Origin of the sequence: Aquabacterium humicola (genome assembly GCF_030167915.1) — a bacterium.
Lineage (GTDB): Bacteria > Pseudomonadota > Gammaproteobacteria > Burkholderiales > Burkholderiaceae_C > Pseudaquabacterium > Pseudaquabacterium humicola.
Genome location: NZ_JARGNB010000001.1, coordinates 2,174,396 through 2,197,012, shown reverse-complemented (window position 1 = coordinate 2,197,012; position 22,617 = coordinate 2,174,396). Strand labels below are relative to the sequence as shown.

The 22,617-nt window shown below is 71.8% G+C and carries 23 protein-coding genes and 1 tRNA gene; 13 read left to right on the top strand and 11 right to left on the bottom strand.

Translation table 11 applies throughout. From position 1 onward, the window contains the following. Nucleotides 1–3: 3 nt before the first annotated feature. Entirely contained in the window at nucleotides 4–732 is a 729-nt protein-coding gene (locus P1K89_RS09835) for an anti-sigma factor (protein WP_284616195.1), read from the bottom strand. A 1-nt stretch (nucleotide 733) separates the two neighbouring features. Next, nucleotides 734–1,366, bottom strand: a complete 633-nt coding sequence (locus P1K89_RS09830) for a sigma-70 family RNA polymerase sigma factor (RefSeq protein WP_284616194.1) — start codon at nucleotides 1,364–1,366, stop codon at nucleotides 734–736. A 134-nt stretch (nucleotides 1,367–1,500) separates the two neighbouring features. Here P1K89_RS09830 and purU point away from each other — a divergent pair, with 134 nt between their 5' ends. The 4 genes from purU (at nucleotide 1,501) to P1K89_RS09810 (ending at nucleotide 4,505) form a co-directional block, all read left to right on the top strand. After that, the gene (gene purU / locus P1K89_RS09825) at nucleotides 1,501–2,385 is read left to right on the top strand and encodes a formyltetrahydrofolate deformylase (RefSeq protein ID WP_284616193.1); all 885 of its coding nucleotides are present in this window, start codon (nucleotides 1,501–1,503) and stop codon (nucleotides 2,383–2,385) included. A 9-nt stretch (nucleotides 2,386–2,394) separates the two neighbouring features. Next, the gene (locus P1K89_RS09820; protein ID WP_284616192.1) at nucleotides 2,395–2,844 is read left to right on the top strand and encodes a YybH family protein; all 450 of its coding nucleotides are present in this window, start codon (nucleotides 2,395–2,397) and stop codon (nucleotides 2,842–2,844) included. Between the two features lie 11 nt (nucleotides 2,845–2,855). Next, nucleotides 2,856–3,827, top strand: a complete 972-nt coding sequence (locus P1K89_RS09815) for a YheT family hydrolase (protein ID WP_284616191.1) — start codon at nucleotides 2,856–2,858, stop codon at nucleotides 3,825–3,827. A 117-nt stretch (nucleotides 3,828–3,944) separates the two neighbouring features. Further along, the gene (locus P1K89_RS09810; RefSeq protein WP_284616190.1) at nucleotides 3,945–4,505 is read left to right on the top strand and encodes a DUF2946 family protein; all 561 of its coding nucleotides are present in this window, start codon (nucleotides 3,945–3,947) and stop codon (nucleotides 4,503–4,505) included. 130 nt (nucleotides 4,506–4,635) lie between these two features. On the opposite strand, the gene P1K89_RS09805 is transcribed toward P1K89_RS09810, so the two are convergent. Next, complete coding sequence (locus tag P1K89_RS09805; RefSeq protein WP_284616189.1) at nucleotides 4,636–5,205, bottom strand: c-type cytochrome; 570 nt, start codon at nucleotides 5,203–5,205, stop codon at nucleotides 4,636–4,638. Nucleotides 5,206–5,350: 145 nt separating this feature from the next. Here P1K89_RS09805 and P1K89_RS09800 point away from each other — a divergent pair. The 5 genes from P1K89_RS09800 (at nucleotide 5,351) to P1K89_RS09780 (ending at nucleotide 11,475) form a co-directional block, all read left to right on the top strand. Further along, nucleotides 5,351–5,425, top strand: a tRNA-Arg gene (locus tag P1K89_RS09800). Next, nucleotides 5,411–6,460: a septal ring lytic transglycosylase RlpA family protein gene (locus tag P1K89_RS09795; RefSeq protein WP_284616188.1), complete on the top strand. Its 1,050-nt coding sequence runs from the start codon at nucleotides 5,411–5,413 to the stop codon at nucleotides 6,458–6,460. Before P1K89_RS09800 ends, P1K89_RS09795 begins: the two co-directional genes overlap by 15 nt. A 117-nt stretch (nucleotides 6,461–6,577) precedes the next feature. Continuing rightward, entirely contained in the window at nucleotides 6,578–7,861 is a 1,284-nt protein-coding gene (egtB, locus tag P1K89_RS09790) for an ergothioneine biosynthesis protein EgtB (protein WP_284616187.1), read from the top strand. A gap of 102 nt (nucleotides 7,862–7,963) precedes the next feature. Beyond that, a complete protein-coding gene (egtD, locus tag P1K89_RS09785; RefSeq protein ID WP_284616186.1) occupies nucleotides 7,964–8,914 on the top strand; it encodes an L-histidine N(alpha)-methyltransferase in 951 nt (316 codons plus the stop codon). 179 nt (nucleotides 8,915–9,093) lie between these two features. Then, the gene (locus tag P1K89_RS09780; RefSeq protein ID WP_284616185.1) at nucleotides 9,094–11,475 is read left to right on the top strand and encodes a TonB-dependent receptor plug domain-containing protein; all 2,382 of its coding nucleotides are present in this window, start codon (nucleotides 9,094–9,096) and stop codon (nucleotides 11,473–11,475) included. A gap of 44 nt (nucleotides 11,476–11,519) precedes the next feature. Here the strand turns inward: P1K89_RS09780 and P1K89_RS09775 are convergent, their stop codons facing one another. Then, complete coding sequence (locus tag P1K89_RS09775) at nucleotides 11,520–12,269, bottom strand: SDR family oxidoreductase (protein ID WP_284616184.1); 750 nt, start codon at nucleotides 12,267–12,269, stop codon at nucleotides 11,520–11,522. 59 nt (nucleotides 12,270–12,328) lie between these two features. Between P1K89_RS09775 and P1K89_RS09770 the strand changes: the two genes are divergently transcribed. The 3 genes from P1K89_RS09770 to P1K89_RS09760 are packed head-to-tail and all read left to right on the top strand — an operon-like array spanning nucleotide 12,329 to nucleotide 15,026. Then, nucleotides 12,329–13,366 (top strand): ABC transporter substrate-binding protein, encoded by a 1,038-nt coding sequence (locus tag P1K89_RS09770; protein WP_284616183.1) that lies wholly within the window; start codon nucleotides 12,329–12,331, stop codon nucleotides 13,364–13,366. Then, nucleotides 13,366–14,193, top strand: coding sequence for an ABC transporter ATP-binding protein (locus P1K89_RS09765; protein WP_284616182.1), 828 nt, complete (start codon nucleotides 13,366–13,368; stop codon nucleotides 14,191–14,193). The genes P1K89_RS09770 and P1K89_RS09765 overlap by 1 nt, the downstream gene beginning before the upstream one ends. A gap of 5 nt (nucleotides 14,194–14,198) precedes the next feature. Further along, complete coding sequence (locus tag P1K89_RS09760; RefSeq protein ID WP_284616181.1) at nucleotides 14,199–15,026, top strand: ABC transporter permease; 828 nt, start codon at nucleotides 14,199–14,201, stop codon at nucleotides 15,024–15,026. 26 nt (nucleotides 15,027–15,052) lie between these two features. Here P1K89_RS09760 and P1K89_RS09755 read toward each other — a convergent pair whose 3' ends face one another. The 3 genes from P1K89_RS09755 to P1K89_RS09745 form a co-directional block, all read right to left on the bottom strand. After that, nucleotides 15,053–15,421 (bottom strand): response regulator, encoded by a 369-nt coding sequence (locus P1K89_RS09755; RefSeq protein ID WP_284616180.1) that lies wholly within the window; start codon nucleotides 15,419–15,421, stop codon nucleotides 15,053–15,055. Nucleotides 15,422–15,428: 7 nt separating this feature from the next. After that, a complete protein-coding gene (locus P1K89_RS09750; RefSeq protein ID WP_284616179.1) occupies nucleotides 15,429–16,397 on the bottom strand; it encodes a chemotaxis protein CheX in 969 nt (322 codons plus the stop codon). Nucleotides 16,398–16,463: 66 nt separating this feature from the next. Further along, nucleotides 16,464–17,984 carry a CoA-acylating methylmalonate-semialdehyde dehydrogenase gene (locus P1K89_RS09745; protein WP_284616178.1) on the bottom strand — a complete coding sequence of 507 codons (1,521 nt, stop codon included), beginning with the start codon at nucleotides 17,982–17,984 and terminating at the stop codon, nucleotides 16,464–16,466. Nucleotides 17,985–18,118: 134 nt separating this feature from the next. Between P1K89_RS09745 and P1K89_RS09740 the strand changes: the two genes are divergently transcribed. Then, complete coding sequence (locus tag P1K89_RS09740; RefSeq protein ID WP_284616177.1) at nucleotides 18,119–19,066, top strand: LysR family transcriptional regulator; 948 nt, start codon at nucleotides 18,119–18,121, stop codon at nucleotides 19,064–19,066. 25 nt (nucleotides 19,067–19,091) lie between these two features. Here the strand turns inward: P1K89_RS09740 and P1K89_RS09735 are convergent, their stop codons facing one another. From P1K89_RS09735 to P1K89_RS09720, 4 genes are all read right to left on the bottom strand, one after another. Beyond that, nucleotides 19,092–19,478: a VOC family protein gene (locus tag P1K89_RS09735; RefSeq protein ID WP_284616176.1), complete on the bottom strand. Its 387-nt coding sequence runs from the start codon at nucleotides 19,476–19,478 to the stop codon at nucleotides 19,092–19,094. 22 nt (nucleotides 19,479–19,500) lie between these two features. Beyond that, nucleotides 19,501–20,127, bottom strand: a complete 627-nt coding sequence (locus tag P1K89_RS09730) for a TetR/AcrR family transcriptional regulator (protein WP_284616175.1) — start codon at nucleotides 20,125–20,127, stop codon at nucleotides 19,501–19,503. 46 nt (nucleotides 20,128–20,173) lie between these two features. Further along, the gene (locus P1K89_RS09725) at nucleotides 20,174–21,346 is read right to left on the bottom strand and encodes an Acg family FMN-binding oxidoreductase (protein ID WP_284616174.1); all 1,173 of its coding nucleotides are present in this window, start codon (nucleotides 21,344–21,346) and stop codon (nucleotides 20,174–20,176) included. 317 nt (nucleotides 21,347–21,663) lie between these two features. Beyond that, nucleotides 21,664–22,593 (bottom strand): delta(1)-pyrroline-2-carboxylate reductase family protein, encoded by a 930-nt coding sequence (locus P1K89_RS09720; protein ID WP_284616173.1) that lies wholly within the window; start codon nucleotides 22,591–22,593, stop codon nucleotides 21,664–21,666. Between the last annotated feature and the right edge of the window lie 24 nt (nucleotides 22,594–22,617).

Genomic DNA, 22,617 nt, shown 5'->3' with positions numbered 1-22,617 from the left:
CCGCTACAGCTGCAGCTTGCCCGCGTAGACCACCGGGCCGGTGGGCGCGCCGGTCGGCGAGCCCCCCGGCGGTTCGATGCTGACGGCCAGCGCCGCAGTGTTCTTCTGGTCGAGCAGCGCCGCCGGCAGCTTGCGGCGGTCGATCACGGTCAGCCCGTCGGGCTTGATCAGGCCCAGCGAGCGGGGCGCGCCCTGCGGCGGCACGGCCCACAGCTCGAGCGCGCGGTTGACGTCCATCACCACCGGATGCACCGGCCGTGTGACCAGCGAGCGGCCGTCGCCGGACAGGCTGGCGACGAAGGTGCTGGCCCCGGCCGCGCCCGCGGGTGCACCGTCGGCCGCCTGCAGCACGACGACCACCGGTGGCGCCTGCGGCGACGGGCTGGCCAGCAGCACGCCGAGGCCGACCGCGGCGACCGTTGCGAAGCCCGAGGCGGCGCGCCAGAACGCGAGGCCGCGCCACCAGGGCGTCAGGGCGGGCGGCGCGGGTTCGGCTTCGCTGGCCGGCCACAGCCGGCGCTCGATCGCCGCCCAGGTTTGCGGGGGCGGGCTCTGCGGCTCGACTGCCGCGGTCAGCGGCATCAGCCGCGCCCGCCACGCATCGACCGCGGCGCGCAGGTTGGGATGCGCGGCGAGCAGCACCTCGAAGCGGCGCCGCGCCGGCCCGCGCAAGGTGCCGGCGACGTATTGCGCGGCGAGCGCATCGGCGAGTTCGCGTCGGCCGTAGTCCATCTCAGGCTCCCGCCACCGCGTCGCGCTGCGCAGCGCGTTCGAGGCAGGTCTTCAGGCTCATCAGCGCGCGCCGCACCCAGCTCTTCACCGTGCCCAGCGGCTCGCGCAGCTGCTCGGCGACCTCGGCATGCGACAGGCCGTCGAAGAACGCCAGCGCGACGCTCTGCCGCTGCTGCGCCGACAGGCCCTGCATGCAGTGCGCCAGCTGGCGCGCATCGGCGGCCCGCTGCAGCAGGTCGACCGGGCCGGGGCCGTCGTCGGCCAGGCGCTGGTCGAGGTCGGGCCGGTCGTCCTCGTCGTCGGCCGCGTGCACGCTCTCCAGCCGCGGCTGCGTCTGCGCGCGGCGCAGGCTGTCGATCGCCTTGTTGCGCGCGATGTGCGTCAGCCAGGTCAGCGGCTGCGCCTGCTGCGCGTCGAAGCTGCCGGCGGCCTTCCAGGCGCTGACATAGACCTCCTGCAGCAGGTCCTCGGCGACCGCACGGTCGCGCTGGATGCGCAGCAGCACGCCGAACAGATGCGCGCTGGTCGCGTCGTAGAGCTGCTTGAACGCGGCGCGGTCGCCGAGCGCGGCACGCGACAGCAGTTGCGCGAGCACGCGGCTCTTCTGGCTCCAGTCCTCGGGGGCGGTTTTCATGGCAGGGTGCGGCCGGTCGATTCTGCCCGGCAGGGAAGGGGTTCATACAATCCAGGGATGATCAGCCCCCAGCTCACTTCGTTCGCGGCCCCCCAGGGGCGCTCAGTGCCCTTCGGGCGGCCGGGCGGGCACTGATGTCGCGCGAACACGAATTCATCCTCACGCTGTCGTGCCGGGACCAGACCGGCATCGTCTACGCGGTCTCGGGCCTGCTGTTCCAGGCCGGCTGCAACATCATCGACTCGCAGCAGTTCGGCGACGTGCAGAGCGAGGACGCGACGGGCCTGTTCTTCATGCGCGTGCACTTCGCCGCGCCGCCGCACCTGGCCGAGGTGGCGATGCTGGAGAACCTGTTCGTGCATGTGCGCGGCCAGTTCCAGATGGAAGCGCGCTTCCATGCGGTCGCGCAGCGCCCGCGCCTGCTGCTGATGGTCAGCCAGCACGGCCACTGCCTCAACGACCTGCTGTTCCGCGTCAAGAGCGGCCAGCTCGACGTCGACGTGCGCGGCATCGTCTCCAACCACACGACCTACGCGGCGCTGGCCGACAGCTACGGCATCCCGTTCCACCACCTGCCGCTGGTCGGCGGCAGCGACGCGGCGACCAAGCGCGCGCAGGAGCGCGAGGTCGAGGCGATCATCGAGCGCGAGCGCATCGACCTCGTCGTGCTGGCGCGCTACATGCAGATCCTCAGCGCCGAGTTCTGCGACGTGCTGAAGGGCCGCGCGATCAACATCCACCACAGCTTCCTGCCGAGCTTCAAGGGCGCGAAGCCGTACTTCCAGGCCCATGCGCGCGGCGTCAAGCTGATCGGCGCGACGGCGCACTACGTGACCGCCGACCTCGACGAGGGCCCGATCATCGAGCAGGACGTCGAGCGCGTGGACCACTCGCTGTCCGCCGACGACCTGACGGCCGTCGGCCGCGATGTCGAGAGCGTCGTGCTCGCGCGCGCGGTGCGCTGGCACGTCGAGCGGCGCGTGCTGATGAACGGCCACAAGACGGTGGTCTTCCGCTAGGACCGCCCGATGCCGCGCACCAGGCCGCCCGCCGCGCTGATGGGCTCGCCCGACGAGGTCGAGGCGCAGTTCTACGAGGCGCTGCGCGACGGCGACCTCGACAAGCTGATGAGCCTGTGGTCCGACGACGAGGAGATCGTCTGCGTGCACCCGGGCGGCCCGCGTGTGATCGGCCCGCGCTCGGTGCGCGCGGCCTTCGAGGCGATCTTCGCCAGCGGCCGCGTGATGGCCTATCCGGAGAAGGTGCACCGCGTGCAGCTGATGGACGCGGCCATGCACAACGTCGTCGAGCGCATCGAGCTCGCCGCCGCCGCCGAGGGGCCGCGCGTGGCGTACGTGGTCGCCACCAACGTCTACCACCGAACGGCGCAGGGCTGGCGCCTCGTCGCGCACCACGCCAGCCCGGGCAGCGCGGTCGAGGTGCCCGAGCTCGTCGAGTCGCCGTCCGTCCTGCATTGAGCGGGCCCGCGATGGAGCGATTCGCCGCGCCGTGGTGGCTGCCCGGCGGCAACGCGCAGACGATCTGGCCGGCGCTGGTCTCACGACGCCGCTCCCCGGCCGCGCTGCCGCCGCTGCGGCGCGAGCGCTGGGACACGCCGGACGGCGACTTCATCGATGTCGACTTCGCCGATCCGCCGCAGCCCGGCGCGCCGTGGCTGGTGCTGTTCCACGGCCTCGAGGGCGGCCGCGGCAGCCATTACGTCGCGGCCTTCGCCGCCGCGGCGGCGGCGGCCGGCTGGGGCTTCGCGCTGCCGTACTTCCGCGGCTGCTCGGGCGAGATCAACCGCGCGCCGCGCGGCTACCACTCGGGCGACTACGAGGAGGTCGGCTGGATCCTGCAACGCCTGCGCGCACGCAGCGCGCAGCCGCTGAAGGCGGTGGGCGTGTCGCTGGGCGGCAATGCGCTGCTGCGCTGGGCCGAGGAGGCCGGCGACAGCGCGGCGGCGGTGGCGGGCTGCGTGGCCGCGGTCTGTTCGCCGCTGGACCTCGCGGCCGTCGGCCGCGCGATCGGCCGCGGCTTCAACCGGCTGACCTACACCCGCATGTTCCTGCGCACGCTGAAGCCGAAGGCGCTGGCCAAGCTGGTGCAGCATCCGGGCCTGTTCGACCGCCAGCGCCTGCTCGCCGCGCGGGATCTCTACGACTTCGACAACGTCTTCACCGCGCCGCTGCACGGCTTCCGCGACACCGACGATTACTGGGCGCGCGCGTCGGCCAAGCCGCACCTGCGCCGCATCCGCGTTCCCGCGCTGGTGCTCAATGCGCGCAACGATCCCTTCGTGCCGGCCGCCAGCCTGCCGCAGGCGCACGAGGTCTCGCGCTTCGTCACGCTGTGGCAGCCGCCGCACGGCGGCCACGTCGGCTTTCCCGGCGGCCGCTTCCCGGGCCATGTGCTGACCCTGCCCGAAGCGGTGCTGGGCTGGATGCGGGCGGTCCACTGAGCTAAGGTGACGCGTGGCCGGCCCCTTGCTCACTTCGTTCACTCCCCCAGGAATCCGAAGGATCCCTGTCGGGATGCCTGGGGGCTCAGCGCCCTTCGGGCGGCCGGGCGGGCGCTGATGGACGAGATCGTCTTGGCCGCGATGCGCAAGTGGCCCAACGTGCCGCATTGCTTCGGCTGGCTGGCGCTCGATGCACGCGGCGACTGGTACCTGCGCGACGAGGCCGCGCAGCGCGCCGGCCCGTTCCCGCGGGTCAAGGGCAGCCGCATCGAGCACGACAAGCTCAAGGCCTTCATCGGCCGCAACTACCTGGCCGACGAGGCCGGCCACTGGTTCTTCCAGAACGGCCCGCAGCGCGTCTACGTGCAGCTCGAGGTCGCGCCGTGGATCTGGCGCCTGGACGGTCCCGCCGGGCGGCCGACGATCACCAGCCACACCGGCCGGCCGGCGCAGCTGCGCAGCCCCTGGCTCGACGACGACGGGCGCGTGTTCCTCGACACGACACTCGGCTTCGGCCTCGTGCACAGCCAGGACATGGGCCTCGCCGCCCAGGCCGTCGAGATTGGCCACTGGGCGCCGATGCCACTGCACTTCGACGACGCGCCGGCGCGCTTCGGCTACCGGCTCGACCCTCAACCATCCATGTCCACGCCTGCGCCCGCACACGACCGCTCCTGATCCCGTTCCCGACAGGTGGGGGCGCTTCGGCCCCGGTCCGGTGGTCTACGCAGCGTGGCCGGATCCGGATGCAGGCGTGAAAAAGGCCGGCGCTGGGCCGGCCTTCTGCGGAGCGGGGACGCTCGGAGGCTTACTTGCTGGCCGCACTCGCGGCCGCTGCGCCGCTGGCGGCGGCACCGGGGGCCTTGGGCTCGGCGAAGCTCGCGCCGCCCTGGTTGGCAAGGTAGACCACCGCTCGGCCGATCTCGATGTCGCTGAACTCGCCGCCGCCCTGGGGCGGCATGCTGGCCTTGCCCTTCAGCGCTGACTGCAGCAGGCCGTCGACGCCGGCCTTCAGTCGCGGCGCCCAGGCCGCGGCATCGCCGAGCTTGGGGGCGTTCAGCGCGCCGGTGGCGTGGCAGCTGGCGCACTGCGCCTGGAACACCTGCTCGCCGGTCTTCATGGCGGCGGGGTCGTTGACGTCCTTGATCTCGACGGAGCCGACCGGACGGATGCGGCGGGCCACGGCCTCGGCCGACATGCCGTCGCTGCCCGCACCCGACTTGGTGCCGAAGGCGACGAAGTTCGTCAGCATGATGATCACCACCACCGGGACCACGAAGGCCGCGACGACGGTGAACATCAGCTGCTTCGGCGTCTTGATCGGACCTTCATGGGGGGCATCGTGACCCGCGTGGTTCTGGTGTTGGGCGTCGCTCATGGAAATCCTCGTGCCGGGGCGGCGTTCTTCAGTCGGCGTTCTTCGAGCCCGGGAAATGGGGCGGGCCCCGAGCAAAACCAGTCGATTATAACGAGCGACCTGCGCAGGACCGGCGTGCACTAGAATGCCGGGCTGCCACCTGCAAGCGACCGTGGTGAAGTGGATATCATTGGGCCCTCCGAAGGCCTAGTCGCAAGTTCGATTCTTGCCGGTCGCGCCACCCCCTCCTTCCGATCGTCCGCGCGCACTCGCCTGCGCTGCCGTCGCTGCGCTGGCCGCATGGCTGGCCGGCTGCGCCAGCGGCCCGGCGCCGCGCAGCGGACCGGTCGCCACGCCGCCCTCGGCTCCCGGCGCGCCGCGCGACGGCCGCGACGGCCCCGGCCTCGATCCCCCGCCCGATCTGCACAAGGTGCCCGACGCCGAGCCGCGCCTCGAGACCGCGCGCAGCGGCGGACCGAACAAGCCGTATGAAGTGCTCGGCCAGGCGTACGAGCCGGTCACCGGCGACCCGGTGATCGTCGAGCGCGGGCTCGCGTCGTGGTACGGCCGCAAGTTCCATGGCCGGCCGACGGCCAGCGGCGAGCTCTACAACATGTACGCGATGACCGGCGCGCACAAGACGATGCCGATTCCGAGTTATGCGCGTGTGCGCAACCCGGCCAACGGCCGCGAGGTGGTCGTGCGCATCAACGACCGCGGGCCCTTCCACCGCGACCGCATCGTGGACCTCAGCTACACCGCGGCGCTGAAGCTCGGCGTGCTCAACGGCGTCGCGCCGGTGGAGATCGAGCGCATCACGCACGAGGCGATCCGCACCGGCAGCTGGCGGCGCCCGGAGGATGCCCTCATGGTGGCCGCGGCCCCGGTTCCGGTCTCCCCGCCGGTCGCGCCGCCGGTCGCGCCGCCTTCGCCGGCGGCCGCGGCGGTCATTGCGCCGCCGACCGACGCTCGCGCGCCCGGCGCTCCGGCCGCCGCCGCGGCGTCGCCGGTCGAGACCACGCCCGCTGCCACGCCCGCCGCCCGCGGCTTCTGGCTGCAGCTGGGCGCATTCCGGCAGCGTGAGGGCGCGCTCGAGCTGCAGCGTCAGGTGCAGCAGCAGGTCGATTGGCTGGCGCCGTTGCTCGCGGTCTTCGGCGAGCGCAGCGTGCACCGCCTGCAGGCCGGCCCCTATGCCAGTCGCGACGAGGCGCAGCAGGCGATCGATCGCCTGCGCGGCGTGCTGCAGCTGTTGCCGCTGATCGTCGAGCGCCGCTGATCCGGCCGCCGCGGGCCCTCCATTTGCCCTGAAGGGCCTCGTGTGGCAGCGACTGTCAGGTGGCTTGCGGCGCGCGGCCCTTGCGGGCATGCTGCGCCGAATCTTGCAGGAGGGCCGATGGCCGGGTCGACCGATGTGCACGCGGCAATCGCCGCCTCGTCGCGGGAAACGCTCGCCGCGGACTACGCACGCGTGCGGGCGCTGTCCACCGCGCTGACCGAAGGCCTGGACGCCGAGGACATGGCGCTGCAGTCGATGCCCGACGCCAGCCCGACCAAGTGGCACCTCGCGCACACCAGCTGGTTCTTCGAGACGCTGGTGCTGCGGCCGTTTGCTGGCGGCTACGTCGCTCACGATGAGCGTTATCAGCGGCTGTTCAACTCCTACTACGAGGCGCTGGGCCCGCGCCACCCGCGGCCGCAGCGCGGCCTGCTGAGCCGGCCGACGCTGGCCGAGGTGAAGACCTACCGCAGCCATGTCGATGCGGCGATGCAGCGCTTCTTCGACACCGCCTCGCCCGCCGCATGGGAGGGCGCGGCGTCGACGGTGGCACTTGGCCTGCAGCACGAGCAGCAGCACCAGGAACTGATGCTGACCGACCTGCTGCACGCGTTCTCGTTGAACCCGCTGGCGCCGGCCTGGCGCGAGGCGGCGGTGCCGGGCAGCGGTCCGGCGGCGCCACTGCGCTGGCACGGTCTCGATCCGGGGCTGGTCGAGGTCGGCCACGACGGCAGTGGCTTCGGCTTCGACAACGAACGGCCGCGCCACCGCGTCTTCCTCGCGCCCTTCGAGCTCGCCGAACGGCTGGTCAACAACGCCGAGTACCGGGCCTTCATCGACGACGGCGGCTACCGCCGGCCCGAGTTGTGGTTGTCCGACGGCTGGGCGCTGGCGCAGGCGCAGGGCTGGAGCGCACCGCCGTACTGGCGCGAGCAGGACGGCGGCGGCTGGCAGCAGTTCACGCTGCACGGGCTGCAGCCCCTCGACCCGGCCGCACCCGTGGTGCACCTGTCGGCCTACGAAGCGGCGGCCTACGCGGCCTGGGCCGGTGCGCGGCTGCCGACCGAGTTCGAGTGGGAAGCGGCCGCCGGGCGGTGGCCGATCCAGGACGCTCCGATGACACGTTATCAGCTCGACCGCATGCTGCCGCAGCCGTCGGCGTCGCTGCTCGGCGAGGCCTGGCAGTGGACCTCGTCGGCGTATGCGCCCTACCCCGGCTTCCGGCCGTTCGAAGGTCCGGCCGCCGAGTACAACGGCAAGTTCATGGTCAACCAGCTGGTGCTGCGCGGCGGCAGCTGCGCGACGCCGCCCGGCCATGCCCGCGTGCCCTACCGCAACTTCTTCCCGCCGTCGGCGCGCTGGCAGTTCAGCGGACTGCGGCTGGCGCGGGATGCCCGATGAGCGCCGCCCGGCCGTTCCGAAGGCGCCCGGTTCCCGTCGAGGGGACCGGCGCGCAGCGCCGCAGGGGGCAACCATGAGGCCGCGCACCGAGGGATTCATCCGATGAATGCACTGACCGACCGCTGGGTGCCCCATCCGCTGGCGAGCGCGCTGCTCGAGGGCCTGCGCGAGCGTCCGCGCGCGGTGGCGCCGAAGTTCTTCTACGATGCCGCGGGCTCGGCGCTGTTCGACCGCATCTGCGAGCTGCCCGAGTACTACCCGACGCGCACCGAGACCGCGCTGCTGGCCGCCCATGCGCACGAGATGGCCGAGTGCATCGGGCCGGCGGCGGAGCTCGTCGAGTACGGCGCCGGTTCGCTGCGCAAGGTGCGGCTGTTGCTCGAGGCGCTGCGGCGCCCGGCGCGTTACCTGCCGATCGACCTGTCCGCCGAACACCTGCGCCAGCATGCGCTGCAGCTGGCCGCGGACCATCCGCAGCTGCCGGTCGAGCCGCTGGTCGCCGACTTCAGCGCGGCGATCGACCTGCCGCCGATGGCTCCCGGCGCGCGCCGGCGGGTCGGCTTCTTCCCCGGCTCGTCGATCGGCAATTTCACGCCGGACGAAGCGCGCGGCTTCCTCGAACGCGCCGCGCACGCGCTGCGCGGCGGCGGGCTGCTGATCGGCGTCGACCTGGTGAAGGACCCGGCGCTGCTGCACCGGGCCTACAACGATGCCGAGGGCGTGACGGCCGCGTTCAACAAGAACCTGCTGGCGCGTGCGAACCGGGAGCTCGGCGCCGACTTCGACCTCGACAACTTCGACCACTACGCGTTCTACGAGCCGCGCCTGCAGCGCATCGAGATGCACCTGGTGAGCCGCCGGCGCCAGCGCGTGCGCCTGTGCGGCGAAGTCTTCGAGTTCGCGCAGGGCGAGCCGCTGCACACCGAGATCTCGTGCAAGTACACGGTCGACGGCTTCGGCGCGCTGGCGCGTGCGGCCGGCTGGCGGCCCCAGGCCACGTGGGTCGATCCGGCGCAGCTCTTCAGCGTGCACTGGCTGGCGGCGCCGGCCTGAGCGCGCGCGCCGGCGCGCGCGACGGTCTGTGAGGCGGGTGTGAGGCGGCCTGGTGGGGCGGCCGGTCGGGAGGCCTGGCGCGGCGGGCTCGGGCAGCAGCCTCGGGCGGTGTCTGCCCGCCGCGACAATCGCGGCACGCTTCACACCGCGTTTACCGGCGAGCGGCATGCTGCCGCGCCGTGATCGCCCGCCCCGCCGCCAACGTGCCGACCTTCCGACCCCTTCGCGCCGTGATGCTTGGCGCCTGGCTGCCCTGTGCCGCGCTGGCCCAAGGGACCACGCCGCTGCCGCCGGCGCGTGCGGCCTCCGCGGCGCCGCAGGCGGCGTCAGCGCCCGCGGCGGCGGCATCGGCGGCGTCGGCCGCTCCCGCTCCTGCTTCCGCTCCCGCTGCAACGCCCACCGCGCCGCGCCGCGGTCCGGCCGCCACGCCGGCGCAGCAGGTCGAGGTCATCGGCAATACCGGCGTCGACAGCCAGGCGGACCGCCGCCGCTCGACCGCGTCGCGCATCGTCTACGGCCGCGAGGAGATCGACCGCATGGGCGACGGCACGCTCGGCGAGGTGCTCAAGCGCCTGCCGGGCGTGACGCTCGGCGGGCCACCGGGCCGCGGCGGGCAGATCCGCATGCGCGGCATGGGCGGCGGCTACACGCAGATCCTGATCGACGGCCAGCGCATGCCGTTCGGCTTCTCGCTCGACTCGATCGCGCCGGAGCAGATCGAGCGCATCGAGATCATGCGCGCACCGGTGGCCGAGCATGGCGCGCGGGCGATCGCCGGCACGATCAACGTGATCATGCGCGACGATTTCAAGCGCCAGGCCAACGACGTCAAGTTCGGCGGCGGCTTCGAAGACGACCGGCCGCAGGCCGGGTTGAACTGGCTCTACAGCGGCCAGACCGAGACGCTCGGCTACAACGTCACCGTCAGCGCCTACCGCCGCACCGAGGGCAACGAGAGCCGCGGCACCACGCGGCGCTTCGATGCCGATGGCGACCCCGTGCTGGAGCAGCTGAACACGGTGCTCGGCCGCGACGTGCGCCAGGGCCTCTTCTTGACCTCGCGGCTGCAGTTCCGGCTCGCGCCCGGGGAGTCGCTGGACCTGCAGCCCTTTCTCAGTGCGATGGGCAGCCGCGGCCGCAGCGACAGCACGCTGCGCCAGACCCCGGCGCAGGGCCTGCCGGCCGCCGGCGTCGATGCGCAGCCCTATGCCTTCGCCCACTCGGACAGCCGCTACGACACCCGCATGGCCCGCCTGAACGGCACCTGGATGCGGCCCACCGGCAACGGCGGCCGGCTGCAGATGCGCTTCGGCAGCATGCTGGCCCGCAGCGACAGCCGCACACAGCGCCTGGAGTTCGACGATGCCGACGGCCTCGACCACCGGCGCGACGACGACGTCTCGCAGCGCGACCTGTCGATCGACTTCAACGGCAAGTTCTCGCAGCTGATCGCCGAGCGCCACAGCTTCTCGGCCGGTTGGGAGCTGGCGCGCGGCGAGCGCCGCGACCGCCGCCGCACCGAACGCGACGGCGAGCTGCTGTTCGCCGAATACGGCGAGAACCTCGAGGCGCGCACGCTGCGCGTGGCGGCGTTCGCGCAGGACGAGTGGGACTGGAGCAAGACCTTCTCCTTCTACGCCGGCCTGCGCTGGGAAGGCATCGAGACGCGCAGCGATTCGGCGCTCGACGACCTGCGCAACCGCAGCAGCGTGCTGACCCCCTTGGTGCACATGGTGTGGAAGCTGCAGGATGCGCCTACGAGTGCGCCGCGCGACCAGATCCGCCTCGGCCTGACGCGCAGCTACCGCGCGCCGAACACCTCGGACCTGATCGCCCGCCCGCAACCCACGGTGCGGCCGAACAGCGAGACCAACCCGGACCGCGCCGGCAACCCGGCGCTGAAGCCCGAGCTGGCCTGGGGCCTGGACCTCGCCTACGAGCATTACCTCGACGCCGGCGGCATCGTCAGCGCGAATGTCTTCGTGCGCAGCATCGACGACTTGATCCGCCGCGTGACGCGGCTCGAGACCTCGGGCGACCCGGCGCAGTCGCGCTACGTGTCGCGGCCGCGGAACATCGGCGGCGCACTGTCGGCGGGCCTCGAGCTCGAAGGCAAGGTCCGCGCGTCGGACCTGTGGCAGACCGAGCTGCCGCTGTCGCTGCGCGGCAACCTGAGTCTCTTGTGGTCGCGTGTGGACGGCGTGCGCGGCCCCGACAACCGGCTCGACCAGCAGCCGCGCTACACCGCCAACCTCGGCTTCGACCTTCCGCTGCGGGGCACGCCGCTGACCATCGGCGGCAACCTGAACTTCACGCCGTCCTTCATCGTGCAGCAGCTCGACGACCAGGCCTCCCGCCAGGGCCGCAAGCGGGTGCTCGACGCCTACGCGCTGTGGCGCTTCGGGCCGTCGGCAAGCGCGCGGCTGTCGGTCTCCAACGCCGGGCCGCTGGACTACGAGACCGGCAGCACCGTGCTGCTGGACAACGGCGGCTGGCAGACGCAGGACACGGTGGCGCGCAGCTACACCACCGTCACGCTGCGCGCCGAGCTGCGGTTCTGAGGCCGGCCGCCGCGTGCCGCGCCCGCCGGCGACACGCGGGTGCGTCAGCGCCCGCCGCCAACATCCAGCAGCGCGCCGGTCGTGTAGCTCGCCTCGGCGCTCAGCAGCCAGCCGATCGCCGCGGCCACTTCCTCGGCGCGGCCGGGGCGCTGCATCGGGATCAGGTCGGTCGATTTCTGCGGCCGCGCGCGGTCGCCGCTGGCCGCGTGGATGTCGGTGTCGATGATGCCGGGCCGCACCGCGTTGACGCGCACGCCCTCGGCGGCCAGCTCGCGCGCTAGGCCGATCGTGAAGCTGTCGATCGCGCCCTTGCTGGCCGCGTAGTCGACGTACATCGCCGGTGCACCCAGCACCGCGGCGACGCTCGACAGGTTGACGATCGCGCCGCCGCGGCCGCCATGGCGGATGCTCAGGCGCTTCACCGCCGCGCGGCTGCACAGCAGCGTGCCGATCACGTTGATGTCGAACATGCGGCGCCAGCGGGCGACGTCCATCTGATCGAGCCGGGCCTTCATCGCGACGATGCCGGCGTTGTTGACGAGGCCTGCCAGCGGCGGCGCGTCGGCATCGAGGCGCGCGAACATCGCCTCGACCTGGGCTTCGTCGGCGACGTCGGCCTGCACGGTCGTCGCCTGGCGCCCGAGCGCGCGCACCTGGCCGGCGACCGCCGCCGCGGACGTTTCGTCGCGCTGGTAGTTGATCGCGACGTCGAAGCCGCGCCGCGCGAGATCCAGCGCGGCCGCGGCACCGATGCCGCGGCTGCCGCCGGTGATCAGGATGGTGCCGGTATTCATCGCACCATTGTGCGGCTTGGGTACAGTCGTCGATCCGAACCCCTGCCGGTCCTCCGCCCATGACGCTTCGCCGCCGCACCCTGATCGCCGCCACGCCCGCGCTGGCCGCCGCCCTGCCCAGCCTGCTGCACGCGCAGACCGCGCTGGAGAAACCGAAGCTGACGCTCGCCGTCGGCGGCAAGAACCTGCTGTACTACCTGCCGCTGACCATCGCCGAGCAGCTGGGCTACTTCAAGGCCGAAGGGCTGGAGCTGCAGATCGTCGACTTCGCCGGGGGCTCGCAGGCCCTGCGCGCGCTGATCGGCGGCAGCGCCGACGTCGTCAGCGGCGCCTTCGAGCACACGGTGAACATGCAGGCCAAGGGCCAGCGGCTGCGCGCCGTCGTGCTGATGGGCCGCGCGCCGCAGATCGTGCTCGGCGTCAACCCGAAGACGATGCCGAACTTCAAGTCGATCGCCGACCTGAAGGGCAAGAAGGTCGGCGTCACCGCGCCCGGCAGCTCGACCAACGTGATGACCAACTTCGTGCTGGCGAAGGCCGGCCTGAAGCCGAGCGACGTCAGCATCATCGGCGTCGGCGCGGGCAACGGCGCGGTGGCGGCGATGCGCTCGGGGCAGATCGACGCGATCTCCAACCTCGACCCGGTGATCTCGCTGCTGCAGCGCTCGAACGACCTGAAGATCGTCTCCGATACGCGCGTCGTCGCCGAGGCCGACAAGGTCTTCGGCGGCCCGATGCCCGCGGCCTGCCTGTACCTGCCGCAGGCCTTCGTCGACAAACATCCGCGTACGGTGCAGGCGCTGGTCAACGCGATCGTGCGCGCCGACAAGTGGATCCAGGCCGCCGGCCCGGGCGACATCATCAAGACCGTGCCCGAGAGCTACCTGCTCGGCGACCGCGCGGTCTACATCGATGCCTTCCTGGCCGCCAAGGGCGCGCTGTCGCCCGACGGCCTGTTCCCGGAGGCCGGCGCCGAGACCGCGCGCCGCGCGCTCGCCAGCATCGACCCGGAGATCGCCAAGGCGACGCTGGACCTGAAGGCGGTCTACACGAACGAGTTCGCGAAGGCGGCGAACCTCAAGTACCCGAAGGGCTGATGGCGTCGCCTGACGCACCGGCGCTGCGCCTCACCGGCGTGCGCTGCACCTTCGTCTCGCGCGACGAGGCGGCGCAGCGCTACACCGCGGTCGACCAGGTGACGCTGGCCGTCGGCGCGGGCGAGTTCGTCTCGGTCGTCGGCCCCACCGGCTGCGGCAAGAGCACGCTGCTGAACGTCGCGGCCGGGCTGCTGAGTCCCAGCGCCGGCACGGTCGAGGTGTTCGGCGCGCCGCTGGCCGGCCTCAATGCGCGCGCCGGCTACATGTTCCAGGCCGAGAGCCTGATGCCGTGGCGCAGCGCGCTCGGCAACGTGATGGCTGGCCTGGAGTTCCGCGGCGTGCCAGAGGCGCAGGCCCGCGAGCAGGCCGAAGCCTGGCTGCGCCGCGTCGGCCTCGGTGGTTTCGGCGACCGCTATCCGCACCAGCTGTCCGGCGGCATGCGCAAGCGCACCAGCCTCGCGCAGGTGCTGGTGCTCGACCCCGACATCATCCTGATGGACGAGCCGTTCTCGGCGCTGGACATCCAGACGCGGCAGCTGATGGAGAACGAGGTGCTCGACTTGTGGCAGCAGAAGCGCAAGGCGGTGCTCTTCATCACCCACGACCTCGACGAAGCCATCGCGATGAGCGACCGCGTGGTGGTCATGAGTGCCGGCCCGGCGTCGCGGCCGATCGGCGAGTTCACGGTCGACCTCGAACGGCCGCGTGACGTTGCCGAGGTGCGCACGACGCCGCGCTTCATCGACCTGCACAAGGCCATCTGGTCGGTGCTGCGCGACGAGGTGCTCAAGGGCTACCGGCAGCAGTTGCAGCCGCAGGAGGCGTGAGCGCGATGTGGCAAGCGATCAAGCCGAACCCGCGCAACCTGCGGATCTGGCAGCTGCTGCTGCTGGTGGCGGTGTTCGGGGTCTGGTGGGCGTTGACGACACCCGGGCTGCTGCCGAACGTCGTGTTCGAGAACGACCGCCAGGCCGCGTTCTTCTTCGGCGAGCCGCTGCAGGTGGCAGGCCGCATCTGGAAGTGGTTCGTGATCGATGCGGACATCTATGCGCATCTCTGGGTGACGCTGGTCGAGACCGTGCTGGCGTTCGCCTTCGGCGCGGTCTTCGGCCTCGGCTTCGGCCTCTGGCTGGCTCTGCAGCCGATGGCCAGCGCGCTGCTGGAGCCCTACATCAAGGCGCTGAACTCGATGCCGCGCATCATCCTCGCGCCGATCTTCGCGGTGTGGTTCGGGCTGGGCATCGCCAGCAAGGTCGCGCTCGGCGTCACGCTGGTCTTCTTCATCGTCTTCTTCAACGTCTACCAGGGCGTGCGCGAGGTGAGCCCGGTGATCCTGGCCAATGCGCGCATGCTGGGCGCGACGCGGCGCCAGCTGCTGCGCCATGTCTACCTGCCCAGCGCGACCAGCTGGGTCTTCAGCTCGCTGCATACCAGCGTCGGGCTGGCCTTCGTCGGCGCGGTGGTCGGTGAGTACCTCGGCTCCGCCAGCGGCGTCGGCTACCTGATCCACCAGGCCGAAGGCGTGTTCGACATCAACACGGTGATGGCCGGCATCCTGGTGCTGACCGGCTTCGCGCTGGCGCTGGACGCCGGCGTCGGCCGCATCGAGCGCCGGCTGATGAAGTGGCAGCCGAAGGCGGGCGAAACCGAGAAGCTCTGACCGGCGCAGTGCGCGCCGGGCCGCGCTCACATCCCGCAGAGCTTGCGGAACGGCCCCAGCACCGCCTCGCCGCGGAAGGGCTTGACGATCCAGCCGTTGACGCCGATGTCCTTGCCGCGCGCGCGCATGCTGGCGTTGTCCTCGGTGGTCAGCATCACGATGCGCACGGCGGTGTTGCCGAGGTCCTTGCGGATCTTCTCGGCCATCGTCAGGCCATCCATGTTGGGCATGTTGATGTCGCTGACGACGAGCCGGATGCCGGGATCGTCCTGCAGGCAGCGCAGGCCATCGCGGCCGTCGTTGGCCACCGCGACCTCGAAGCCGTTCTGCGTCAGGAAGGACGAAACGATCTCGCGCATCGTGCTGGAGTCGTCGACGATCAGAACCTGGGCCATGGTGGGATCAGAACAGCTCGAGCTCGCCGGTCGCGGCGACGTTCGTGGCTTCGGCGAACTCGGTGAAGGCCTCGGCTTCGAACAGCAGGTTGAAGATGAAGCGCTGCACGATGGTCAGCGGCCGCTGGCGCGGGCGCCGCGGATCGGTCAGCTGGTAGCGGATGCACAGCTGCGGGTCCTGCGACCCGAACGAGATGTACTTCTGCTCGTGATTGATGACGATCGGCACCTGCGTCTGCTGGTTGGCGAAGGCCTGCGGCGGGATGTAGCGGTTCTTGAATGCGCCCCAGATCAGGTTCGTCGTCTCGCCGAGCAGGTGGTTCAGCTCGCGGAAACCCAGGTCGCCGCCGACACCTTCGTAGCCCAGGCCCTGCGCCATGCCCTGGCGCAGCGCGCCTTCTTCGGTCTGCAGCATCATGTAGCCGCGGCACCAGGTGCTTTCCAGCGCGATCAAGGTCGACACCTGGCCGTAGATGATGCGGTCGTGCACCACGTAGGGCGGCTCGTGCTCGACCTGGGCGTTGGGAAAGGTCGAGCGCAGCGCGTGTAGCGACAGGTCGAGGATGCCCTGCACCAGCACGGTCGGGTAGCGCAGGCCGAACAGGCTGCGCTCGACATGCGCGCGCAGCGGCGCCAGGTCGTCGCTCGGCCACGGGTGCGTGACGGCGCGGGCCTCGTCGTCGGTGAGCGCGCGCGCGGTGGTGCGGCGCAGGAAGATCGGCAGCTCCGGGCGCTGGCGGTGCAGCGCCTGGGCGAGCTTCAGCCCGTTCGGCAGCCCGTCGCAGCAGGGCAGGTCCTCGGCCAGCAGCACGCCGGCCAGGTCCTTGTGCTGCGCCAGCGCATCCATGGCGTTGGCCGCGGCGCAGGGCACGGTCACCAGGCCCAGCTGCTCGCAGAACTCGAGCAGCCGTGCATAGTGCTGCACGTCGTGCTCGAGCAGCAGGATCTTCGCGGCGAGAAAGGTCGGGTCGGCCATCGATGCTCTATCGGCTCGACCGGCGCCGGGCTTGAGACCCCCCTACAGCCGGCGTGCGCCGCGCGACTACTTCGACACCGGGAACGCGAATTCCGCACCCTTGCCGATGCTCTCGCTCCAGCGCTGCATCACGCTCTTCTGCTTCGTGTAGAAACGCACGCCTTCTTCGCCGTAGGCATGCATGTCGCCGAACAGGCTCTTCTTCCAGCCGCCGAAGCCGTGCCAGGCCATCGGCACCGGGATCGGCACGTTGATGCCGACCATGCCGACCTGCACGCGGCGCGAGAACTCGCGCGCGACGCCGCCGTCGCTGGTGAAGCAGGACACGCCGTTGCCGAATTCATGGTCGTTGACCAGCTTGACCGCTTCGCCGAGGTCATGCGCACGCACGCAGGAGAGCACCGGGCCGAAGATCTCTTCCTTGTAGATGCGCATGGCCGGCGTCACGTGGTCGAACAGCGTGCCGCCGGTGAAGAAGCCGTCCTCCAGCCCCGGCACCTTCAGCCCGCGGCCGTCGACAACCAGCTTGGCGCCTTCCTCGACGCCGGTGGCGATGTAGCCCTCGATGCGCTGCTTGGCCTCGCGGGTGACGATCGGGCCCATCTCGGCCTTCAGGTCCATCGGGTTGGTGACCTTCAGCGCCTTCGCGCGTTCGGCCAGCAGCGGCACGATGCGGTCGCCGACGTCGCCGACCAGCACCGCGACCGAGATCGCCATGCAGCGCTCGCCGGCCGAGCCGTAGGCCGAGCCGATCAGCGCGTCGACCGCCTGTTCGATGTCGGCATCGGGCATCACCACCATGTGGTTCTTCGCGCCGCCCAGCGCCTGCACGCGCTTGCCGTGCCGCGCGCCGGTTTCATAGATGTACTGCGCGATCGGCGTCGAGCCGACGAAGGACAGCGCCTTGACGTCCGGGTGCGTCAGCAGCGCGTCGACCGCCACCTTGTCGCCCTGCACGACGTTGAAAACGCCGTCCGGCAGCCCGGCTTCCTTCAGCAACTCGGCCATGAACAGCGACGGCGACGGGTCGCGCTCGCTGGGCTTCAGGATGAAGGTATTGCCGGTGGCCAGCGCCAGCGGGAACATCCACAGCGGCACCATGCACGGGAAGTTGAACGGCGTGATGCCCGCGACGACGCCCAGCGGCTGGCGCAAGGTCCAGTTGTCGATGCCGGTGGAGACCTGGTCGGTGAAGTCGCCCTTGAGCAGCTGCGGCGCGCCGCAGGCGAACTCGACGATGTCGATGCCGCGCGAGACCTCGCCCTGCGCGTCGGTGAAGACCTTGCCGTGCTCGGCGCTGATCATCGCGGCCAGCGTGTCGCGGTGCTGGTTCAGCAGCTGCAGGAAGTTGTTCAGCACGCGGGCGCGGCGGATCGGCGGCGTCTCGGCCCAGGCGGGAAACGCGGCTTTTGCGGCGGCGACGGCGGCGGCGACCTCGTCGGTCGAGGCCAGCGCGACCTGGCGCGCGACGCGGCCGGTCGACGGGTTGTAGACCGCCTGCTGGCGGCCCGACGTGCCGGCGGTGCGTTCGCCGCCGATGAAGTGGCCGACGTCGGTGGTGGCGGTGAAGGCTTCCGGAGCACCCATGGCGCTGTCTCCTGGCATGTGGTCGGGGGGAAGCGGGCAGTCTAGGACTCGACCCGGCGCCGCGCTAGGCGCTGGTGGTGGATTCATTGTTCAGATTGGCGAACAATCAGCCATCTGAATCGAGAACAGCCGCGATGGACGAAGAGCGCCGCGTCGAAACGCTGTGGTCGCACCTGCACTGGTTGACCGTGCTCGGCACCGCCGGCAGTTTCACCGCGGCCGCGCAGCGCCTGGCGGTCAGCAAGGCGGCGATGAGCGCGCGCATCGCCGAGCTCGAACGCGCCGCCGGCGTGCCGCTGGTGCGGCGCACGACGCGCAGCGTGCGGCTGACCGAGGCCGGCCAGCAGCTCGTCGACGCGACGCGCGGCGCCTTCGAGGACATCGGCACCGCGTTCGCCGGCATCAAGGACCTCGCCGCGGCGCCGCGCGGTCTGCTGCGGATGACCGCGCCGGTGGCGCTGGCACGGCAGCAGATCGTGCCGCGGCTGGCGGAGTTCCTGCGCGCGCATCCCGAGGTGCGCATCGAGCTCGACCTGTCGGACCGGCTGATCCCGCTGGCGCAGGAGGGTTTCGACCTCGCGATCCGGCACACCCATGCCCCGCCGGACACGCACGTCGCGTGGACCTTGTGCGCGACGCGCTCGGTGCTGGTCGCCAGCCGCGCCTACCTGCGTCGGCGCGGCACGCCCGGCCAGCCCGCCGAGCTGGCGCAGCACGACTGCCTGCACTACCTGCGCACCGGCGAGGCGCCGGCGTGGCAGCTGGTGCCGCAGGCGGAAGGCTCGCGCTCGGCGGCCAAGGTGACGGTGCCGGTGTCCGGTCCCTTCGTCGCCAACAACAGCGAGGCGCTGCGCGAGGCGGCGCAGGGCGGGCTGGGCATCGCGCTGCTGCCGGACTTCAGCGCGCAGGCGGCGCTGGCGGCCGGCCGGCTGGTCGAGGTGTTGCCCGACTGGCGGCCGGTCGGCAGCTTCGGCGAGCACCTGTATGCGATCCGGCCCTACAGCCCCTACGTGCCACGCGCGGTGCAGGCCTTCGTGGCCTACCTGCGCGAATCGCTGCGCCAGGGCTTCGGCGTCGACTGACGCGTCGGCGACCGCGGCGCCGGGCTCAGCGTGCCTGCGGCGTCTCGTAGGCGATCAGGTTGCCGTCGGGGTCGCGCACGACGAACCAGCGCGTGCCCCAGTGCGTCGACTCCGGATGCACCACGACAGCGGCGCGGTCGGGCAGCGCCGCATAACGTGCATCTAGATCGTCCACGCGCAGGTGCAGCGTCGGCCGGTGGCCCTGGATGCCGCCGGACTTGCTGTGATCGTCGGCCGGGTGGTCCTCGGCGATCACCAGGCGCACGCCGCCGCCATTTAGTTGCGCGCCGCGTGGCTCGCCGGCGCTGCCCCACTGGAAGTCGATCGTCCAGCCCAGCGTGTCGCGGTAGAAGGCCAGCGTCGCATCGAAGGACGCGGGCTCGATGAACAGGTGGTCGAAGCGGTCGTTCACAAGCGGCTCCCGAGGGTGTGGATCAGGTGGGCGGGAACAGCGCCAGCGCGCTGCGGCGGATGTCCTGCTTGATTTGCTGCCAGCCGGCTTCGCTGTTGATCTCCAGCCCGCCGAAGATGCGGATGCGGCGCGCGCGCAGCAGCAGGTATTGCACACCGGCGACCAGCAGCAGCGTCAGCGTGCGCAGCTCGGGCCTGGACGCGAGGCTGGCGCCGCCGAGCACGCGCGCGGCCTGCTCGCCCCAGGCCTCGCGTTCGCTTTCGAGCACGGCGGTCAGTGCATTGCGGTCGAGCACCTCGGCCGCGAGGATCTCGATCGTCAGCGGCCGCGCGCGCAGCCCGTCGATGAAATGTTCGAAGAAGCGCGCCCAGCGTTCCCCTTCGGGCTGCGCCAGCAGCGCGGGCGGGTCGTCGCCGAGCAGTTCCTCGATCGGCGGCCAGAAGCGCCCGCTCGCACCCCAGGCCTGCAGCAGCTCGGGCAAGCCGCCGAAGTAGCGGTAGATCAGCACCTTGTCGACCCCGGCCTCGCGGGCGATCGCATTGACGCCGAGCGCCGCGAAGCCGTCGCGCGCGAGCACGGTGCCCACCGCGCCGAGGATGCGCTGTTCGGTGGCGCCGCGGTCGCGGGCGGGGCGGGCCGTTTCGCTCATGGCGGCCGATTGTGGCGGCCCGCGGGGGGGCGATCGGTGTGCTGGCTCAGGCGGCCCGGATCAGGCTGTCCAGCGGCCGGCGCGGCGCCGGCGCCACCGGCGCGCAGTAGCCGAGCCGGCTCAGCATCTGCACGGTGACGGCGCCGTCGTCGCGGCCGGTCAGCAGCCGGCGCAGCGCGTCGTGGTGGGGCTTCATCTCGGGAAACTCCTGCGGCGCCTGGCTCATCGGGTGCATCTGCAGGCCCAGTGCCGTCGCCGCCAGCTGCTGGCGCACGAACGCGCGGCCGGCGTTCACTTCGGCACTGCGCGTGCGGCCGGGCGCCGCCTCGGTGAGCAGCCAGGTGAAGCCCATCGCCGTGCGCGTGTGCTCGGCGAAGCGGTCGATCACCCGATCGAAGGTGCGGCTGCCGGGCTGCGGCGCCTGTTCGCGGTCGAAGAGGCCCAGCGCAGTCGCCGCGCGCGGCACCAGGTCGTTGATGCTGATGCCGTCGCGGTGGCGGCGGATCTCGTCGGGGCCGATGCGCATCAGGCGGGCGCTCTCCAGCGCGGTGCGCGGCGTGCCGACCTCGACGCGCGCGGCATCGAGGCACAGGCCGCGCAGCCGCTCGACCGCCTCCGGCTGCAGCGTGTGGCCGCAGCGCAGCCCGGGCACGTTGGCCGGCAGCGCCGCCAGCAGCGCCGCGGCGTGCGCCGGATCGACGGCACGGGCGACGTCGAAGGGCACCTTGGCGGTGTGGCGGCGCAGGATCTGCGCGAACAGCGGGTCCCTGGTCGGCGCGGCGGCCGCCGGGTCCCACGACACCCGCGCGACCGGGCGATCGTCCAGCGTGCGCGCCGCGAACTCGCCCTGCGGGAACAGCTGCAGCTGCGGCGCGAGCCCACGCTCCTTCAGCGCGATCAGCAGCAGCTCGACGAAGGTGCCCTGGCTGACCACGATCTGGCGGAACCACGGATCGGTCTCCGGCAGCAGCCGTTCGCGGTCGACGTGCAAGGTGATCACGTTCGGCTCGCGCAGGTCGACCAGCCAGGGCTGGCGGTTGTGCGAGCTCGGCGCCAGCAGCGCATGTGCCAGCGCCCAGCGCCGCACGTCGGTCTCGCCGGCCGGCCCGGCCCAGGCCGCGAGGGCCTCGTCCGGCAGGGCGGTCGAGCAGCCGGCCGCCGCCAGCGTGGAACCGAGCACACCACCGCCGGCAAGGCGGATGAATCGACGTCGCTGCATGGTCGCCCCTTCAAAGTCACTATAAGGTGACATCAGCATAGTCACTTGTTGGTGACAAATCAAGCGGGCGAAAAAAAACGCCCGCCGACTTGAATCGGCGGGCGCTGGAAGTCCTCAAAGAAAGGACGTCGTTGGGACCGTCACGGCGCGCAGCCCGGAGCCTTGGGGGCGCCGCTGTCGCTGGGGGCCGGGAGGCCGCAAGCGACAACCGAGGGCACTGTGCCGCGCGTACCGGAGTGCGGCCATCCCTAGAAAGTGCAGCCCGTGCAGGGCCGCGCCTTGCCCCGCCGCGACGGCCCGCGCAGGGCCCGGCCGCTTCAGATCGACAGCCGCGGTGATTCGGCGACGCAGCGGGCCGCTGCCAGGTCCCAAAGCGCCGAGCCGCAGCTCTTGAACAGCACCGGGCCGCGGTCCTGGCGCGCCGGCTGTTCGGCCAGCGTCTGGCATGCCGCGACGTCCACCCCGGCGACGATCAGGTCGCCGGCCTCGTGCCGCGCCGAGGCGCTGTCGACCACCACCTGGCCGCGGGCGGCGATGTCGCGCGTCAGGGCCGGATCGAGCTCCACCATCGTCGGCGTGAAGCCGCCGATCGCCGCGACGAAGGCGTCATCGCGCACGCTGCCCTGCAGGCACACCGTCTGCGCCGACGTGCAGGTGATGACCATCGGGCAGCGCTGCAGCGCGTCGTCGAGGTTCTCGGCAACCTCGGCGAACAGCCCGTGCTGGTGCAGCGCCTGCGTGAAGGCGCGGCCGGATGCGGGCGTGCGGCCGCGCACCCAGACCTCGTCGATGCCCAGCGCCTCGGTGAAGGCCGCGACATGCGCCAGGGCCTGCACGCCGGTGCCGATCACCAGCAGCGGGCCGACCGGGCGCGGCGCGAGGCGGTAGGCGGCCAGCAGCGTGACCGCCGCAGTGCGGCGCGCGGTGACGGTCGGCCCGTCGAGCAGCGCGAGGCGCTCGCCCGTGCTCGCGCGCAGCACCAGCACGTCGCCGAGGATCGCCGGCAGGCCGCGTTCGGCGTTGTCGGTCGCGTAGGTGATCAGCTTGATGGCCGCCAGGTCACCCGCCTGGGGGGCGAGCCAGGCGGGCATCAGGAACCAGGAGGTGGCGGGTGCCAGCGGCAGCACCCAGCGCTCGGGGGCCTGCACGTGCCCGGCGGCCAGGTCGGCCAGCGTGCGTTCGAGGGCATGCACCAGCGGCGCCCAGGGCAGCGCGCGGGCGGTGGCGGCGGCGTCGTGAACGATCATGGCGTCGATGATAGGCAGGAGAGA